The organism is Actinospica sp., assembly GCF_035552695.1.
Lineage (GTDB): Bacteria > Actinomycetota > Actinomycetes > Streptomycetales > Catenulisporaceae > Actinospica.
On the sequence record NZ_DASZKT010000233.1, the window covers coordinates 1 to 16,972 of the forward strand.

Below are 16,972 nucleotides of genomic sequence, written 5' to 3' on the forward strand. Positions count from 1 at the left end.
AGGCCTCGCCGGCACCCCCGTCAACCTGACCGTCACCGGCAAAGACACCACCAACGGCCAAACCCTCACCTACACCGCCACCAACCTCCCCACCGGCCTCACCCTCACCCCCACCGGCACCATCACCGGAACCCCCACCACACCCGCAACCAACACCACCACAGTGACCGCCACCGACGGCAACACCGCCACCACAAACCAGTCATTCACCTGGACCATCGAACCAGCTGACGCCGTGGCGGCCACCCCGCTCGTCGGCGTTCAGGGTCTGTGTCTCGACCTGAGTAGTGACAGCAACGCCAACGGCGGCGCGGTCGACGTCTACACGTGCAACGGCACCGACGGTCAGGAGTGGTCCGTGCAACCGAACGGCACGGTCCAGGCCGACGGCGCCTGCCTCGACGTCGCTGGCGGCGGCACTGCCAACGGCACCCTGGTCGACATCTACGCGTGCAACGGCTCTGCTGCTCAGCAATGGCAGCCGCAGTCGGATGGCGCACTGCTGAACCCGCAATCCGGTAAGTGCCTCGACGACACCGGTTCGGGCGGCTCCGGCACCCAGGTGGAGATCTCGACGTGCTCCGGAGCGGCGAATCAGTCCTGGGTCTCACCGGCAGGTACCAGCTCCAGCGGCGGCGGTACGGCGACCGGCCAGGTCACCGGATATCAAGGGCTTTGCCTGGACGACCGCAGCGCCAGCACCGCGGATGACAATCCGATCCAGGTCTACACGTGCAACGGCTCCAGTGCGCAGTCGTGGACCGTCGAGTCGAACGGCTCGCTTCAGGTGCTGGGGAAGTGCCTCGATGTGGCCGGTGCCGGGACCGCGAACGGCACCCTGGTCGACCTGTACACCTGTAACGGCACCGGCGCGCAGGACTGGGTTCCGCAGTCCGACGGCGCGTTGCTGAACCCCAACTCCGGCAAGTGTCTCGACGACACCGGCTACGGCGGATCCGGCACCCAGGTGCAGATCTGGTCCTGCGGGGGCACTGCCAACCAGTCCTGGACTCTGCCCTAGTTTCCCGCACCAGTCGCCCACTCCGCACGACCGCTGAAGGGACCCGCTCCATGAAATTCAGGGAACGAATACTCGTGCCCCTGATCGTCGCAGCCACGACGATCGCCGGATCGGCCGCGCTGGCCGTCGTCGCCACCCCGACGATCGCCGAGGCCGCCAGCTCCACCCTGTGCAACTCGCAGACCGCATCCGTGGCCGGCGGCGCGTACACAGTGGAGAACAACGAATGGAATTCGAGCGCGTCCGAGTGCGTCACCACGGACGGCAACGCCGACTTCACTGTCGCCAACTCGGCGATCAACCTGCCCACCAACGGCGCGCCCGGCGGGTACGCCGCGATCTACAAGGGCTGCCACTGGGGAGCGTGCACCAGCAACAGCGGCCTGCCCATCCCGGTCAGCGCCATGACCCCGGGCGAGGTCACCACGAGCTGGAACACCACGCAGACCTACACCGGTGCCTACGACGTGGCCTATGACATCTGGTACAACCAGACCCCCACGACCTCCGGCCAGCCCAACGCCGAGGAGATGATGATCTGGATCAACCACAACGGCGGCGTCGAACCCGCCGGCTCGGTGGTCGCCAGCAACGTCTCCATCGGCGGAAACACCTACACCGTCTGGGAATCACGCGCCAGCACGTGGAACGTCGTGTCCTACGTGCTGAACTCCGGGACGACGTCGGTCAGCAACCTCGACGTGGACCTGCTGGCCGCCGACTCCGTCACCCGCGGCTATATGAGCGATTCCGACTACCTGATCGACCTGGAAGCCGGCTTCGAGATGTGGCAGGGCGGCGCGGGTCTGGCCACGAACTCGTACTCGGTCAACATCGGTGGCGGTGGCACGACTCCGCCGCCCACCGGCGGACCGATCACCGGCTACCAGGGCCTGTGCCTGGACGACCGCGCGGCCAGCACCGCGCTGTTGAACCCGATCCAGGTCTACACCTGCAACGGCACCGCCGCGCAGAGCTGGACCGTCGGGTCCGGAAACACGTTGCAGGTCCTCGGCATGTGCCTGGACGTGAACGGTGCCGGGACCGCCAACGGAACCGCGGTGGACCTCTATACCTGCAACGGCACCGGCGCTCAGGTCTGGGAGCCACAGTCGAACGGCACCCTGCTCAACCCCGAGTCGGGCAAGTGTCTCGACGACACCGGCTTCGGCGGATCCGGGACCCAGGCCCAGATCTGGACCTGCGGCGGTAGCAGCAACCAGGTGTGGAAGCTGCCCTAACCCCGCCCCGAACATCCAGCAAGCCGGGCGCCGCCCTGACTGACAGGGGCGGCGCCCGGTGTTTCATTGATGTACACCGGCTACTACAGCGTCTTGCTGCTCAGCACCGAGGAGCGCGCGATCTTCCAGATGCCGCCGGAGTAGACGAGCCCGAAGCTCGTGCTCTCCTCCACCGTGCGACCATCCTTATAGAAGTAGTCGATGGTGGCGGTCACGCTGGACGGCGGCTGGGCCACGATGTTCGAGACCGACACGCGCTGGATCTGATCCCAGAAGGCGCTGTATCCGCTCATCCCGCCCGCAGGGTTCTGCTGGTAGGCGGCGGTCAGGTACCCGAATGCCTGATCGAGATTGCCGGGCACCAGTTGGTAGTAGTGGGAGATCGCCGACGTCAGTTGCGCCGAGATGTCCGCCGGCGAACTCGTCGCAGAGCTCGGTGATGCCGATGCGGACGACGCGGAACTCGTCGTCGACTTGCCGGCGGGCGTGGTTGCCGACGCGGACGGGTGACTCGTCGGCGTGGACTTGCCGGTCGAGGAGGTCGAGGACGTCGACGAGGTCGACGAGGTCGAGGACGTCGTCGTATTCGTCGAGTTCGGGCTGCCGCTCGCGACGAACGCCGCTACGATGCCCGCGACCACCACCGCCGCCACACCCAGCAGCACCCAGCCCAGTGGGCGCCCGCGGGCATTTGTGGCTGTGCGCGCCGGTGTGCTCTCGGGGGTACGCGGGGGTGCGCTCGTGTCCGTGCGCTGAGACGGCGGCCGCTCCGCGTTGGACCGGGCGGACGGGGTGGACTGCGCGGACGGGGTGGAATCGGCGGACGGTTCGGGCACGGTCGGTGCAGGGGGCGCGGCAGGAATCGCGGCCGGTTCTGGCTGCTCGTCGGAGTCCGCGGGTTGCGGCGCGGCGTCGGCCCGGCTCGGCGCCTCCGTCAGCCGCGGCGTCGTCGACCCCTGCGACAGCGACTCTGACTCCGGCTCCCGTGTCGATACAGGCGTCGCGCTCGCCTCGGAACGCGCCGCCGCCACGACGGCGTTCAGCGACCGTTGCGCCACTTCCATGCTCGGCCGCTCCGCGGGATCGTTGCGCAGCATCCACATCAGCGTGCCGGTGAGCGGGCCGCTCGTCTGCGGCAGCCTGATCTCGCCGTGCACGATCCGGAGCAGCAGCGCCATCGCGGTCGGGCCGGTACCGAAGGGCGGAAGACCCTCGACGGCCGCGTAGAGCGTGGCACCGAGGGAGAACACGTCGCTCGCCGCGGTCGCGGGCCGGCCCTGAGCCACTTCCGGCGCGACGTACGCGGGCGTCCCGAGCATCTCGCCGGTAGCCGTCACCGTCACGTCGTCGGTGGCCCGCGAGATGCCGAAGTCGGTGAGCTTCGCCGTGCCGCCCTCGGTGATGAGGATGTTGCCCGGCTTGATGTCCCGGTGCACGATGCCGGCCTCGTGTGCCGCGACGAGGGCCGCCGCCAGCTGTGCGCCGATCTCGGCGGCCCCGGCCGGCGACAGCAGCGGATCCTGCGCGAGGACCTCGGCGAGGCTGCGGGACCGCACGTACTCCATCACGAGGTACGGCCGCCCGTCGTGCTCGGCCACGTCGTAGATGGCGACCGCGTGCGGGTGGTGCAGGCGGGCCGCTATCCGGGCCTCGCGACGTGCTCTGAGGTGAGAGTGCTGCACCTGGGTGTCGCTCAGTCCGACCCCTGATCGCAGCTCCTTGACGGCGACCGTGCGCCCGAGCCTCTCGTCCCGAGCCAGCCACACCACGCCCATCGCGCCGCGCCCCAGCTCGGAGACCAGACGGTACCGACCGGCTATCAGACCGGTCGTGTCGCTCGCCGTCACCGGCAACTCCTCTCGAGGGCCGGGACCCGTCGCCCCTCGCAAAACCCACCCATGACAGTGGATCGTAGCGGTGAGCGGGAGCCGAGGACGCCGGGGCAGGTCAGGCGCGTTATGGAAGCCCCAGGGCTTGATGATTGTTCAACCGTGCGTGGACGTGGATACGCGGAAGACCGATGTCGTGGTGGTCGGCGCGGGGCAGGCAGGCCTGTCGAGCGCCTACTTTCTGCAGCGCGCCGGCTTCGAGCCGGACGACGGATACGTGGTCCTCGACGGCGACCGGGCACCCGGCGGAGCGTGGCAGCATCGGTGGCCGTCGCTGCGCATGGCGACCGTGAACGGCATCTTCGATCTGCCCGGGATGCCCTTCGACCCGCCGTCTCCGGACGAGCGGGCCGCGGTCGCGGTCCCGCGGTATTTCGCTCAGTTCGAGGAGCGGTTCGGAATCGCCGTCAGGCGGCCGGTCGCGGTGCGGGCGGTGCGCTACGGGCCGGACGATCGGCTGCTGGTCGACAGTGACGCGGGGACGTGGGCCGCACGCGCCGTCATCAACGCGACCGGCACCTGGAACCGGCCGTTCCTGCCCTACTATCCCGGCCGCGAGACGTTCCGCGGGCGGCAGTTGCACGCCGTCAACTACCCCGGACCGGAGCAGTTCGCGGGAAAGCGCGTGATCGTGGTCGGCGGCGGGATCACCGCGATCCAACTGCTCACCGAACTCTCGCGGGCCGGGGCCTCGACCACCTGGGTCACCCGCAGGCCACCGGTGTTCCGCGACCAGCCGTTCACGCGTGAGTACGGGCGTGAGGTGGTGGCCATGGTGGAGCGCAGAGTGCGCGCGGGACTGGTGCCGCAGAGCGTCGTGAGCGTCACCGGTCTGCCCGTCACCGAGGCGGTGCTCGAGGCGCGGCGGCACGGCGTGCTCGACCGGCTCCCGATGTTCGATCGGATCACGCCGGACGGAGTCGCCTGGGACGGCGGTCAAGCGGACGCCCCCGGGTCCGTCGAGGCGGACGTCATCCTGTGGTGCACCGGCTGGCGCGCCGCGCTCGACCATCTCGCACCGTTGCGCCTGCGCGCTCCCGGCGGCGGCATCGAAATGGACGGCACGCTCGTCGTCCGCGAACCGCGCCTGCACCTGGTCGGCTACGGCCCGTCGGCCAGCACCGTCGGCGCCAACCGGGCCGGCCGCGAGGCTGTCCGCGAGATCCGTCAGCTGCTGTCGACGAGCGTCCCTGACTCACTTGCCGCGTAGGGCCGACGTGGTCTTGCCGGTGCGCTCGCGAAGCAGCGCGCGCAGGGTGTGGGGGTGTTCGTAGCCGACCTTCCTGGAGATGGTCTCCACGGACATGTCGGTGGTGCGCAGCAGGTGGCAGGCTCGTTCGATTCTCAGGTCCTGGATGAACCGGATGGGCGAGGTGCCCATCGTGCGCTGCACGGAACGCTGCAGGGTCCGTTCGCTCACGCCGATGGCCTCGGCGGCGTCGGCCATGCTGATCGGTTCGGCCAGGTGCTCGCGCGTCCAGCGTTCGAAGGCCGCGACGGTCGGATCGCTCTGGGCCAGGGCGCTGGGGATGGTGTACGCGGACTGCGACGGGCGTTCGTCGACCACGAGGTAGCGGGCCACCAGGTCGGCGAGCGCGGGGCTGCTCGCCCGGACGATCGCGAGCGCCAGGTCGATGTGCCCGAAGGCGGCGCCCGCGGTCGTGATGCCGTCGCAGCTGATGACCATCTGGCTGTGATCCAACTGAACGCGGGGGTACCGCGACCGGAAGGCGGGCGAGAGCCACCACGTCGTCGTGGCACGCACGCCGTCGAGGATTCCGGCCTCGGCCAGCAGGAAGGTCCCCGCGCACGCGGAGGCGATGGCCGTGCCGCTCTCCCGGGTCTTCGCGATGAGGTTGCGCACGTCGAGCGACGCGGCGCCGCCCACGTGATCGAGCAGCGCCGAGGGGTCGCTCTCCGCGAGTGCGGGAACGACCAGAAGATCAGTGGTCAGCGCATGTTCGAGCGGCTCGGGCGCGACCAGCAGCCCGGCCCCCGTTCGGACCTGCGGGCTGGGGCCGACCATCGTGACTTCCCAGGTGGGCGCCGCTTCGTGGATCTGCCCACCGAGCGCGTTGGCGTTGTCCAGCACGTCGTGGATCGCGGCGAGTCCGGAGTCGAATACTCCGTCATAGACGACTAGTGCTACTCGCATGGCGGAAACCGTACCAATCATGTCGTTTCTGCTGCTGACGCGGGTTCAGACCGCGACCGTAGGTTCGAGTTGCGCCGGGAGGCCGGCGCCTATGCGAGGAGTGATCATATGAAGTTCGGTCTGCTGGTGCGTATCGAGGCCAAGCCGGAATACGCCGACGAGGTCGAGGCGATGCTGCGCGGCGCGCAGGAGTTGGCCGAGCAGGAGCAGGGCACCGTGGCGTGGTTCGCGTTCCGGGAGAACGCCACCACCTTCGGCGTGTTCGACACCTTCGAGGACGAGCAGGGACGCCGGGCCCACCTGAACGGCCCGATCGCCGCGGCGCTGGGCGAGGCCGCGAAGACGAAGCTGAGCGTGCCGCCCACGATCGCGCCGATCGACCTGCTGGGCAGCAAGGTCGCCTGAGCGGGCGCGGGCTCGCGGCCGCCGAGACGCGGCGAGCCCGAGCGCGAACAGCGATTCGAACACGTCATAACTCGAAGGGAACTGTAGTCATCATGGACGCTCTCTACACCGCGGTCGTCTCCGCCACCGGCCGGGACGGACGCGCCGTCAGCTCGGACGAGAAGCTCGACGTGCGGCTGGCGTTCCCGCCGGCGCTCGGCGGCAACGGCGCGGGCACCAACCCCGAGCAGCTGTTCGCGGCCGGCTGGGCATCGTGCTTCACCAGCACGCTCGCCGTCGTCGGCCGCGAAGCCGAGATCGCCACCGGCGCGATCTCGGTGACCGCCGAGATCGGCATCGGCAAGGACCCCGCGGACGGCGGCTTCGCCCTCGGCGCGGTGCTGCGGGTCAAGCTCCCCGCGAACCTGCGGAACGAGACCGGCCGCAAGCTGGTCGAGCAGGCCCACGCGGGATGCCCGTACTCCAAGGCCACCCGCGGAAACATCCCGGTCGAACTGGTCGTGGAGTAGCCGATGAACGTCATGAGACACAGGCAGGTGCGGGCGGATGCCGGGCCCGCGGACGGTGTGGGTACGGAAGGTGTGGTTGCTGCGGACGGCGTGGGCCGGGCGGCCTTGGGTCGGCGCAGCGTGCTCGGTGGTTTGGTTGCCGTGCCGGTGTTGTACGGGATCGGGTCGGCTGCTCCCGCGTCGGCTGAGGCTTCGGCTGCCGCTTCGACCGGTGCGGCAGGAGTTGGGCCGGTCGGTGTTCCGCAGTCCGCTGACACGAGTGGCGATGTGCTGGTGCGTGGTGTGGAGCGCCGGTTCAGTGCCGGGCAGCTCACCCCGGGTACCCGGCTGGTGTTGCCGCGCGGTATCAGGGCCGTGCCGGTGCTCGACTACTACCGGCGGCCGTACACCGGCTCGGCCCGGACCGTGTGGCCGAACGTGATCGCGGCCGACGGCAGCACGGTCGACGCGTCGGTCGTCCCCGATCGTGGCGCTCCCACGCGTATCGCGATCCTTAGCGGCTTCACCGAGGGCTGGTACGAGCTCCGGCACGCCACCGGTAGGACCGACCGGGTGGCCTGGGACGTGCGCAAGCTCCCGGTGCTGTTCCTGTACGGCGAGTTCGGCGCCACAAACGAGGCCCCGTACCACAACCGGATCTACACGCTCGCGCTCCAGGCGCTCTCCCACAACCCGTACTCCCGCCGCATCGCGGCCAAGTAGGAGTGTCATGTCACACCACTTTGACTATCCGAGCGACGAGACGCTGGACATCAGCGACGCGTACTGCTTCGCGGGGGCCGGGGACGCGCACGGTCCGCGCACCGTGTTCGGGATGAACACCTCGCCGTTCGGCGCCCCGACCTGGAACGCCACCGGCTACTACGAACTCAAGATCGACACCGACGGGGACTACATCGAGGACATCACGTACCGCGCCACTTTCCCGATCGGCTCCGACGGCACGCAGCACGTGCAGGTCGAGCAGCTCACCGGCGCCGCAGCCCGGGACCGCACCGCCACCGGCATGATCATCACGCCGCCCAACGCCCCCATCGGACAAGTCGTCGAATGCCAGGGCGGCATCACCCTGTTCGCCGGCGAACGGCTGGACCCGTTCTACAACTTCATCCCCTATCCGGTCGCGACCACCACCGCCCTGAAAGACGGGACATTCCCCGACTTCCCCGCGGCCGGCCCGGCCTCCGACTCCTTCGCCAACACCGGCGTCAGGTCCCTTGTACTCGAGGTGCCGGTGAAGATCACCGGCCGTGAGCCGGTGCACTTCTGGGCGACCACCGCGTACTTCGACAAGGGCCACAACACCTGGATCCAGGTCCAGCGCGCCGGGAAACCCAACATGACCACCTTCTTCGACTTCGCCAACGGCACCGCGAAAATCGCCGACTACAACGGCACGGCCCCCACCATCGACCTCGTCGGCAGGCCCGCGCACCCCGCGACGGATCCGGCGACCGGCATCTGGGGTCAGGTGCGGGACAACATCGCCGCGGTGGTCGAGGCCGGCGGAACCTACGACCAACTGCCGCACGCGTTCCCGACCCCGCGCGCCTACGGTGCGTGGGCGGCGGACCGGCTGCTGCCCAATGTCGTCAAGTTCATCCCCGGCACCGTCGCCCTGTGGGACCCGTGGTGCGACATCCAGAACGGCAAGGGCATCATCGAGGACATCGCGTCCAACATCATCAAGATGATCGTGAATCAGGACTTCTCCTCCGGACTCACACCCGGACCCGTCCTCGACTATTTCCCCTACCTCTCCACACCGCCTCCACCCGCCAGCTGAGATCATCCGGCGCCGTTCGCGCGGCCCGGGTCGTTGGGGTGCGGCTGCAGCGGGATGACGTGCACGGTCATCCACTCGCGCAGCGGCAGGGTGCCCAGGACCTTCTGGTGCAGTTCGGCCTCGTCGGCGGCGCACCACACCCCGACGCTGCGCAACTCCCCCACGGGCCGCCACAGACGGTACAGATGGCCGGTCGCCGCCAGATCGGCGGAACGAAGGGCCTCGGCGGCACGGCGCCGGTCGACCTCAGCCGGGTCCGTGCCCTCGGGAATGGTGGTGGTGATCTCTACCAGGAACTCTTTCATGTCCTGAAGCGTGCACCGCCGCCACCGGGAAATCCACGACCGGCTGCCTCGCGCGTGGGAGGTTCGCCCTCCCACCGCGCGGGCTAAGGACGGCGGCTGAGCGCGTGGTGCGGGTCCGTGTGCGGAAGCCACGTCCCCGCGGCGTCCAGACCCAGCGTGCCGACGCCGTCCGTCAGGGCTTTTACCACGGCGCGGACCGCCATGCGGGTCTCGTCGCGGCGTACCACGAGCGACCAGGTCCAGTAGGGCTCCGGTCGGACGACCGGGCGGCGCGCGAGGTCGGGCGGCAGGGCGGTGAACTGGCCTTTCGGCGAGTTGAGCACCGGTCGGCGCAGCCTGCGGACCTGCTCGAAGAACGCCGGGCCGGTGATGCCGCCGTCGTCGATGCGCACGACGGATGCGCCGGTGTCCCGGGCGAATTGGGTCGCGTAGAGGTTCCACGACGACCAGCTGTCCGTATCGGCGTCCATGAGGACCACGGTGTCCTTCGCGTCGACCTCCGAGGTCTGCGGGCCGACGCTCACCGCGTACAGCGGATCCGCTCCGATCAAGCTCGCTTCGAGTTCGTACGCGGCCAGGTCCTCGGTCTGCACCCAGCAGATCGCCAGGTCGATGCTGCGCTCGGCGACCCGCGCGGCCTGGGCGTGCGAGGGCAGGACCCAGGCGTCCACCCGCAGGTCCGCGATCCCGGCGACGCGTTCGGTCAGGTCCGACGGCCGCCAGTTGACGTACCCGAGCCGGACCGGTTCGCCGCCGGACAGGCCCGCAGCGTGCCTGCGCAGCCGATCGGCCTGCTCCAGCACCGCCCGCGCGTCCGCCACCAGGGCCTCGCCGGTCGCGGTGAGCGCCACCGAGCGGCGGTCGCGGTCGAAAAGGCGCACGCCGAGATCCCGCTCGAGCGCCTTGATCTGCTGAGACAGCGACGGTCCCGCGATGCGCAGCCGGTCGGCCGCGCGCCCGAAGTTCAACTCCTCGGCGACCGCGACGAAGTAGCGCAACTGACGCAGTTCCACCTGCTCATCCTAGGGCTACCTGGGGTGGGAGCCATCGGCTCGCAGCGGGAGGCGGCAGGTCGTGGCGCCGCGCGCGGTCGCGGGCCGAGGATCCGAATGTCACACCCCTTCTCCTTGGAAGTGAGTAGTCGCCATGGCCGGCAAGCAGAAGGTCGTCATCATCACCGGGGCGTCACAGGGCATCGGCGCCGCGCTCGTGCCCGCCTACCGCAAGCTCGGATACGCCGTCGTCGCCAACTCCCGTTCCATTTCGCCGTCGCAGCAGGACCCCGAGGTGCTCACCGTGCCCGGCGACGTCGCGGTACCCGGCGTCGGGGCCCGCATCGTCGACGAGGCCCTCGCCCGTTTCGGACGGATCGACTCCCTGATCAACAACGCCGGCGTGTTCGTGGCCAAGCCGTTCACCGAGTACACCGACGACGACTACGACACGGTCACCGGCGTGAACCTGCGCGGCTTCTTCGACGTCACCCGCGCGGCGGTCGCGGCGATGCTCGAAGGCGGCGAGGGTGGGCACATCGTGAACGTGTCCACCAGCCTGATCGACCACGCCCTCGCGCAGGTGCCCTCGGCGCTCGCGTCGCTGACCAAGGGCGGGCTGACGGCCGTGACCAAGTCCCTGGCCATCGAGTACGCCGCACGCGGGATCCGGGCCAACACCGTCGCCCTCGGCGTGATCCGCACCCCGATGCACCCCGCGGAAACCCACGAATTCCTCGCCGCACTCCACCCGATCGGACGCATGGGCGAGATCGACGACGTCGTCGAAGCGGTTGTCTACCTGGAGACCGCCGGCTTCGTCACCGGCGAAACCCTGCACATCGACGGCGGCCAAAGCGCAGGCCACTGAACGAATCACCGGGCCCGGCCGAGAAGGGGAATCAGCATGGACGCCAAGACCACGACTACGACGACTACGAGCACGAACACGAACACGACGACCGCGAATGAGACGGCTCTGCGCGACGTCCTGGACCGCTGGAAGACTCACGTGGACGCGCACGAGCCCGAGGGCGTCGGCGCCGTCTTCACCGGGGAGGCGCTGTTCCAGGGCCTGCACCCGTACAGCGTCGGACGGCGCGGCGTCGCCGAGTACTACGCGTCGCAGCCTTTCGGGATGACGGCTGACTACGAGATTCTCGAGAGCCGCCGCCTCGCCGACGATCTGGTACTCGGCTACCTGCGGGTGCTCTTCGCGTTCACCGATCGCCCGACGCTCACCGTGTACATCAGCGTCCTGGCGAAGAACGAGCCCGGCGGCTGGTTCCTCGACCACTACCAGGTCTCGAAGCTCGACTGAGGTACTGCTGAAAGCTGCGCCGCAAGATCGCGTCGATCACCGAGTACCGCAGGTGAAGAGCGCCGCCGCTTCGGCGACAAACGCGTCGGCCTGCGCGACCGCGACACTGCCGGAACCGACGAGTGCGGCGATTCCCTGGAAGGTGGCCAGCGAGGTCCGCATCGTCGACCACACTCGGGTGATGGACACTCCCGTCAGGCGAAGCTGGTGCTGCCGGGTCCTGCCGCATTCAGCGTCGCGGTGATCGTCTCGCGGAGCCAGCGCTGCGCGGCGTCGTCGTCCAGCCGGGGATGCCAGGACATTGCGAAGCTCGTCCGGCCGAGCTCGCCGGGTCCCGGGATCACGACGGTGGTCCCGGGCGACGCGTGCTGGATCGCGAAGGCCCTTGGCAGGGTCGCCACCAGCGCGGTTCCCGGCACCGCGGCGGCGGCGGCCGCATGGTAGGGCACTGTGACGCTCGCCCGGCGCGGTTTGCCCAGGGATTCCAACCGCCGGTCGATGTTTCCCTGGCGTCCGTCGGCGATGTCGACGACGATGTGCGCGGATTCCAGGTAATCCGCCAGCGAAACCGCGGTGCGCTGCGCGAGCGGGTGTCGGCTGGAGACCAGGCAGGCGTATTCCTCCTCGAACAGCACCCGCGAGCGCAGCGGCGGCGGGGCCGTGGTGCCGTGGATCAGCAGGTCCACCATGCCGTGCTCGGCGTCGCTGAATACGGCATGGTGCCAACGCGAGAAGAGCACCGTCGACCCTGGCGACTGCTCGAAGACCCGGGCAAGCAAATCGGCGGCGAAGTGCTGCGGCCGCGCGAGCTGACGATGGGCGACCTCAAGGTGCTGCCATAGCAGGAGCGGGAGGTGGCGTTCAACTGTCGCAAGAGCGGCGTGCGGCGGCATCGGTTCGGCGGGCCGCTACTGCGGGAGGTCATCGCGCTGGCCGAGCCGGTGTTCGGGACGGGGGACCGCAGGGATCGGGTGCGGTTCATGATCTCGCTGCGCGGCGGGGACGGGCATCGGGTGGTGCTCTCGTGGGCCGAAGTCGATCCCGAGTTCGGCAATCAACCGGTGCTGCTCGGCGTGAGCCGGGACGGATTCGCGCTGGACAGCGAGGGGCCGCAAGTAGTCGTACCGGGGGACGTATGCGGGGCGCGGAAAATCAGCAGAGTGCGGATGTTACAGGTCCTGGGCGTTCCGGACGCGTAGCTTCTGCGCGAGGCGAAACACGCGGCGCTGGTCCGCGTGACCCTGGTGTTACGGGCGTTTCTTACGGTCGACGTTGATCTCTTGTGGAGGGAACGTCGTGACTCAAGTGCGGACCGTCTGCTCGTACTGCGGTGTGGGCTGCGGACTCGTGCTCGACGTCGTGACGGGGGCGGACGGGCGGCGCAAGGTCCGGAAGGCGTCGGGCGACAAGGCGCATCCGGCGAACCACGGGAAGCTGTGCACGAAGGGCGCGACGACGGCGGAGATGCTGGCGGCGCCGGGGCGGCTGACGACGGCGCTGGTGCGGGCGGAGCGCGGGGCCGAGCCGGTGCCGACGGACCTGGAGACGGCGATCGCCGAGACCGCGCGCAAGCTGCGGAGCGTGATCGACGAGCACGGCCCCGACTCCTTCGCGCTGTACGTGTCGGGGCAGATGAGCCTGGAGGCGCAGTACCTGGCGAACAAGCTGGCCAAGGGCTTCGTGCGCACCAACCAGATCGAGTCGAACTCGCGGCTTTGCATGGCCAGCGCGGGAACCGGCTACAAGCTCTCGCTCGGCGCCGACGGCCCGCCCGGCTCGTATCAGGACTTCGAGAAGGCCGACGTCTTCTTCGTCATCGGCGCGAACATGGCCGACTGCCACCCGATCCTGTTCCTGCGCATGATGGAGCGGGTCAAGGCGGGTGCGAAGCTGATCGTCGTCGACCCGAGGCGCAGCGCGACGGCCGACAAGGCGGACCTGTTCCTGCAGATCAAGCCGGGCACCGACCTGGCGCTCCTGAACGGCCTGCTCAATCTACTCGTGGCGAACGGGCACACGAACGCGGCCTTCATCGCTGAGCACACCGAGGGGTGGGAGGCGCTGCCGGAGTTCCTCGCCGACTACGCGCCGGAGACAGTCGCCGAGCTGACCGGCATCCCGGAAACGGACATCCGGACGGCCGCGCGCTGGATCGGCGAGGCCGGCGAGTGGACGTCCTGCTGGACGATGGGGCTCAACCAGTCCACGCACGGCACCTGGAACACGAACGCGCTGGTCAACCTGCACCTGGCGACCGGCGCGATCTGCCGTCCCGGGAGCGGCCCGTTCTCGCTCACCGGGCAGCCGAACGCGATGGGCGGCCGCGAGATGGGATACATGGGTCCGGGGCTGCCGGGGCAGCGGTCGGTGCTCGTGGCAGACGATCGCGCATTCGTCGAAGGGCTCTGGGGGCTGCCGACGGGGGCCGTGCGCGAGGACGGGGTCGGCAAGGGCACGATCGAGATGTTCGAGCAGATGGCGCAGGGCCGGATCAAGGCCTGCTGGATCATCTGCACCAACCCCGTCGCGTCGGTCGCGAATCGCAAGACCGTGATCGCAGGGCTCGAAGCCGCCGAGTTCGTCGTCACGCAGGACGTGTTCACGGACACCGAGACCAACGGATACGCCGACGTCGTCCTGCCGGGCGCCCTGTGGACCGAGACCGAGGGCGTGCTGATCAACAGTGAACGCGATCTCACGCTCGCGCAGCCCGCGGTCGACGCACCGGGCGAGGCGACCGCCGACTGGCTGATCATCGCCAAGGTCGCGCAGGCGATGGGCTACGCGGACGCCTTCACGTACTCCGGCGCGGAAGAGGTCTTCGAGGAGATCAAGCGCGCTCGCAACCCGAAGACCGGCTACGACCTCAGCGGCGCCACATACGAGCGGCTTCGCGAGACGCCGGTCCAGTGGCCCGCGGCTCCCGGCGGCCCCGACCGCAACCCGATCCGCTACCTCGACGCCGACGGACGGCCGAGGTTCCCGACCGCGAGCGGCCGCGCGGCGTTCTTCGCCAGGCCGCACCTGCCCGCGAAGGAACTGCCGGACGACGAGTATCCGTTCGCGCTGAACACCGGCCGCCTCCAGCACCAGTGGCACACGCTCACCAAGACCGGCAAGGTCCGAAAACTCAATAAGCTGAATCCGGGCCCGTTCATCGAGATCCATCCCGACGACGCGAGGGAACTCGGGCTCGTCGACGGGGATCCGGTCGAGGTCGCGTCGCGCCGGGGCCGGGCCGTGCTGCCCGCCGTGTTGACGGATCGGGTGCGGCCGGGTTGCTGCTTCGCCCCCTTCCACTGGAACGATCTGTTCGGCGAATACCTCAGCGTCAACGCCGTGACCAACGACGCCGTGGACCCGCTCTCCTTCCAGCCGGAGTTCAAGGTCTGCGCGGTTTCGCTCGCCAAGTCGGCCGTCCCGGTGGTCGTCTCCGCACCGAGGAGCGAGCGCGAGGCCGATGCCGTGGCGCACGACCATTCGCTCGCCGCGGCCCTCGGCATCGCGGAGCCCAAGCCGCCGACTTTCGAAGAGCACGAACAGCGCTACCTGGCCGGATTCCTCGCCGGGATCGGGCCGAATCCGGTCGGAGTGCCCGTGCTGCCCGCCTCCGCGCCGCTGAACGCGGATCGGGCGGCGTGGGTGAACGGCCTGCTGGCCGGTCGCTACTCGCGTGCCGTCCGCCCGGCCGGCGCGTCCGCCGAACAGCCGAGCCGCAGAATCACCGTGCTGTGGGCCTCGCAGACAGGCAACGCCGAGGAGTTCGCCTCGATCGCGGCCCAGCGCCTCAAAGCCGCCGGGCACGACGTGACGGTCCTCGGCATGGACGAAGTCGATCCCGCCGCGCTCGCCGCCGACACGCTGCTGATCACCAGCACATTCGGCGACGGCGACGCTCCCGACAACGGCACCGGATTCTGGGAGGCACTGTCCGGCTCGGACGCGCGCCTCGACCACCTGCGCTACTCGGTCCTGGCCTTCGGCGATTCCTCGTACAACGACTTCTGCGGGCACGGCCGCCGCCTCGACCAGCGTCTCGAAGACCTCGGCGCCACACGGATTTCTCCGCGCACCGACTGCGAACCGGAATTCGAGACCGCGGCGACGGCGTGGCTCGACCAGGTTCTCGCGTCGCTGGCCGACGAGGCGTCCGCGATGTCGGCCGCGACCTCGACCACGCTCGTGCAGCCGCGTACGGAACGGGCGTCGCCGCAGACCCGCTCCGTCCCGGTCGCGGTGACCGCGCCGCTCGTCGGCAACAAGCTCCTCAGCTTGCCCGGTGCCACGAAGGAGGTTCGGCAGTTCACCTTCGACCTGAGCGCGAATCCGCTCGCCTATCAGGCCGGCGACGCGCTGAGCGTCCGGCCGGTGAACGGCGTGGCGTTGGTCGAGGAGTGGCTGTCGCTGACGGCGGTCGACGCCCATACTCCGGTCGACCTCGAAGGCTCTGGGACGGTCTCGTTCCGCGAGGCTTTGCACCGGCACCTCGACATCGCGAAGATCACCATGAGCCTGCTCGAATTCGTCGCCGACCGCACGGGTGACAGGATGCTGCGGAAGCTGCTTCGGCCCGACAACAAAGTCGAGCTTTCGCAATGGTCCTGGGGACGTCAGGCCGCTGACGTGCTCGCCGAGTATCCCGTGCAGGCGAGCGCGCAGGAGTGGGCGGCCACTCTCAAGCGGCTGCAGAACCGTCAGTACTCGATATCCTCAAGCCCGCGCACCGACCCGACGGCGGTTTCGCTGACCGTCTCCGTCGTGCGCTACGAGGGCTCGCTCCGTCGTCCGCGCAAGGGCGTGTGCTCCGCGTATCTCGCCGACGCCGAGCCGGGCACGCCCGTCACCGTCCACGTTCAGCCCTCGCCGCACTTCCGTCCGCCCGCCGATCCCGCCACTCCGATGATCATGGTCGGTCCGGGAACGGGTGTCGCGCCGTTCATCGGCTTCCTACACGACCGCCGGGCGAAGGGGCACGCGGGCTCGAACTGGCTGTTCTTCGGCGAGCAGCATCAGGCCACGGACTTCTACTACCGCGAGGACCTTGCCGCGTTGGCCGAGGACGGCACGCTCGATCACCTCGACACCGCCTTCTCTCGCGACCAGCGCAACAAGATCTACGTCCAGGACCGCATGCAGGAGCACGGCCATCGGCTCTGGACCTGGCTGGAGCACGGCGCGCACTTCTATGTGTGCGGGGACGCGTCGCGCATGGCGAAGGACGTCGACAACGCCCTGCGCGACATCATCGTCACGCACGGCGGACTCACCAGGCAGGCCGCTGATACGTACGTCAAGCGGCTGGCCGCGGACAAGCGCTACGTCCGCGACATCTACTGAGACCGTAGCCG

Annotated in this window: 17 protein-coding genes; 11 read left to right on the top strand and 6 right to left on the bottom strand. The window is 69.3% G+C overall.

The window, feature by feature from the left end; all coding sequences use genetic code 11:
• Window positions 1–1,021: RICIN domain-containing protein (locus VG296_RS26775; RefSeq protein ID WP_325570441.1), on the top strand; the 1,021-nt coding region annotated here is incomplete at its 5' end.
• 50 nt (window positions 1,022–1,071) lie between these two features.
• Complete coding sequence (locus VG296_RS26780) at window positions 1,072–2,262, top strand: GH12 family glycosyl hydrolase domain-containing protein (RefSeq protein ID WP_325570443.1); 1,191 nt, start codon at window positions 1,072–1,074, stop codon at window positions 2,260–2,262.
• An 83-nt stretch (window positions 2,263–2,345) separates the two neighbouring features.
• On the opposite strand, the gene VG296_RS26785 is transcribed toward VG296_RS26780, so the two are convergent.
• Window positions 2,346–4,109, bottom strand: coding sequence for a serine/threonine-protein kinase (locus VG296_RS26785; protein ID WP_325570445.1), 1,764 nt, complete (start codon window positions 4,107–4,109; stop codon window positions 2,346–2,348).
• A 130-nt stretch (window positions 4,110–4,239) separates the two neighbouring features.
• Between VG296_RS26785 and VG296_RS26790 the strand changes: the two genes are divergently transcribed.
• Entirely contained in the window at window positions 4,240–5,361 is a 1,122-nt protein-coding gene (locus VG296_RS26790) for an NAD(P)-binding domain-containing protein (RefSeq protein WP_349259705.1), read from the top strand.
• On the opposite strand, the gene VG296_RS26795 is transcribed toward VG296_RS26790, so the two are convergent.
• Window positions 5,347–6,306, bottom strand: a complete 960-nt coding sequence (locus VG296_RS26795; RefSeq protein ID WP_325570449.1) for a GlxA family transcriptional regulator — start codon at window positions 6,304–6,306, stop codon at window positions 5,347–5,349. The genes VG296_RS26790 and VG296_RS26795 overlap by 15 nt on opposite strands.
• A 108-nt stretch (window positions 6,307–6,414) precedes the next feature.
• On the opposite strand from VG296_RS26795, the gene VG296_RS26800 reads away from it, so the two are divergent.
• The 4 genes from VG296_RS26800 (at window position 6,415) to VG296_RS26815 (ending at window position 9,006) form a co-directional block, all read left to right on the top strand.
• On the top strand, window positions 6,415–6,711 hold the full coding sequence (locus VG296_RS26800; protein WP_325570451.1) for a putative quinol monooxygenase: 297 nt from the start codon (window positions 6,415–6,417) through the stop codon (window positions 6,709–6,711).
• A 92-nt stretch (window positions 6,712–6,803) separates the two neighbouring features.
• Entirely contained in the window at window positions 6,804–7,220 is a 417-nt protein-coding gene (locus VG296_RS26805; protein ID WP_325570453.1) for an organic hydroperoxide resistance protein, read from the top strand.
• Window positions 7,221–7,493: 273 nt separating this feature from the next.
• The gene (locus VG296_RS26810; protein WP_325570455.1) at window positions 7,494–7,922 is read left to right on the top strand and encodes a hypothetical protein; all 429 of its coding nucleotides are present in this window, start codon (window positions 7,494–7,496) and stop codon (window positions 7,920–7,922) included.
• A gap of 7 nt (window positions 7,923–7,929) precedes the next feature.
• On the top strand, window positions 7,930–9,006 hold the full coding sequence (locus tag VG296_RS26815; RefSeq protein WP_325570457.1) for a hypothetical protein: 1,077 nt from the start codon (window positions 7,930–7,932) through the stop codon (window positions 9,004–9,006).
• 2 nt (window positions 9,007–9,008) lie between these two features.
• On the opposite strand, the gene VG296_RS26820 is transcribed toward VG296_RS26815, so the two are convergent.
• Window positions 9,009–9,311, bottom strand: a complete 303-nt coding sequence (locus tag VG296_RS26820) for a muconolactone Delta-isomerase family protein (RefSeq protein WP_325570459.1) — start codon at window positions 9,309–9,311, stop codon at window positions 9,009–9,011.
• A gap of 83 nt (window positions 9,312–9,394) precedes the next feature.
• Window positions 9,395–10,324 (bottom strand): LysR family transcriptional regulator, encoded by a 930-nt coding sequence (locus tag VG296_RS26825; RefSeq protein ID WP_325570461.1) that lies wholly within the window; start codon window positions 10,322–10,324, stop codon window positions 9,395–9,397.
• A gap of 133 nt (window positions 10,325–10,457) precedes the next feature.
• Between VG296_RS26825 and VG296_RS26830 the strand changes: the two genes are divergently transcribed.
• Entirely contained in the window at window positions 10,458–11,174 is a 717-nt protein-coding gene (locus VG296_RS26830; protein ID WP_325570463.1) for an SDR family NAD(P)-dependent oxidoreductase, read from the top strand.
• A 36-nt stretch (window positions 11,175–11,210) separates the two neighbouring features.
• The gene (locus VG296_RS26835) at window positions 11,211–11,624 is read left to right on the top strand and encodes a hypothetical protein (RefSeq protein WP_325570465.1); all 414 of its coding nucleotides are present in this window, start codon (window positions 11,211–11,213) and stop codon (window positions 11,622–11,624) included.
• Between the two features lie 36 nt (window positions 11,625–11,660).
• Here the strand turns inward: VG296_RS26835 and VG296_RS26840 are convergent, their stop codons facing one another.
• Window positions 11,661–11,813, bottom strand: coding sequence for a hypothetical protein (locus VG296_RS26840; RefSeq protein ID WP_325570467.1), 153 nt, complete (start codon window positions 11,811–11,813; stop codon window positions 11,661–11,663).
• A 5-nt stretch (window positions 11,814–11,818) separates the two neighbouring features.
• The gene (locus tag VG296_RS26845) at window positions 11,819–12,364 is read right to left on the bottom strand and encodes a LysR substrate-binding domain-containing protein (RefSeq protein WP_325570469.1); all 546 of its coding nucleotides are present in this window, start codon (window positions 12,362–12,364) and stop codon (window positions 11,819–11,821) included.
• 114 nt (window positions 12,365–12,478) lie between these two features.
• Here VG296_RS26845 and VG296_RS26850 point away from each other — a divergent pair, with 114 nt between their 5' ends.
• Window positions 12,479–12,823 carry a hypothetical protein gene (locus VG296_RS26850; RefSeq protein ID WP_325570471.1) on the top strand — a complete coding sequence of 115 codons (345 nt, stop codon included), beginning with the start codon at window positions 12,479–12,481 and terminating at the stop codon, window positions 12,821–12,823.
• Window positions 12,824–12,929: 106 nt separating this feature from the next.
• Window positions 12,930–16,961: a molybdopterin-dependent oxidoreductase gene (locus VG296_RS26855; RefSeq protein WP_414641142.1), complete on the top strand. Its 4,032-nt coding sequence runs from the start codon at window positions 12,930–12,932 to the stop codon at window positions 16,959–16,961.
• Window positions 16,962–16,972 lie beyond the last annotated feature (11 nt).

Excerpts from the sequence above, each read along its gene's own strand:
- VG296_RS26780 (WP_325570443.1), top strand. The coding sequence starts at position 1,072 with ATGAAATTCAGGGAACGAATACTCGTGCCCCTGATCGTCGCAGCCACG.
- VG296_RS26790 (WP_349259705.1), top strand. The coding sequence starts at position 4,240 with ATGATTGTTCAACCGTGCGTGGACGTGGATACGCGGAAGACCGATGTC.
- VG296_RS26795 (WP_325570449.1), bottom strand. The coding sequence starts at position 6,306 with ATGCGAGTAGCACTAGTCGTCTATGACGGAGTATTCGACTCCGGACTC.
- VG296_RS26800 (WP_325570451.1), top strand. The coding sequence starts at position 6,415 with ATGAAGTTCGGTCTGCTGGTGCGTATCGAGGCCAAGCCGGAATACGCC.
- VG296_RS26805 (WP_325570453.1), top strand. The coding sequence starts at position 6,804 with ATGGACGCTCTCTACACCGCGGTCGTCTCCGCCACCGGCCGGGACGGA.
- VG296_RS26815 (WP_325570457.1), top strand. The coding sequence starts at position 7,930 with ATGTCACACCACTTTGACTATCCGAGCGACGAGACGCTGGACATCAGC.
- VG296_RS26820 (WP_325570459.1), bottom strand. The coding sequence starts at position 9,311 with ATGAAAGAGTTCCTGGTAGAGATCACCACCACCATTCCCGAGGGCACG.
- VG296_RS26830 (WP_325570463.1), top strand. The coding sequence starts at position 10,458 with ATGGCCGGCAAGCAGAAGGTCGTCATCATCACCGGGGCGTCACAGGGC.
- VG296_RS26835 (WP_325570465.1), top strand. The coding sequence starts at position 11,211 with ATGGACGCCAAGACCACGACTACGACGACTACGAGCACGAACACGAAC.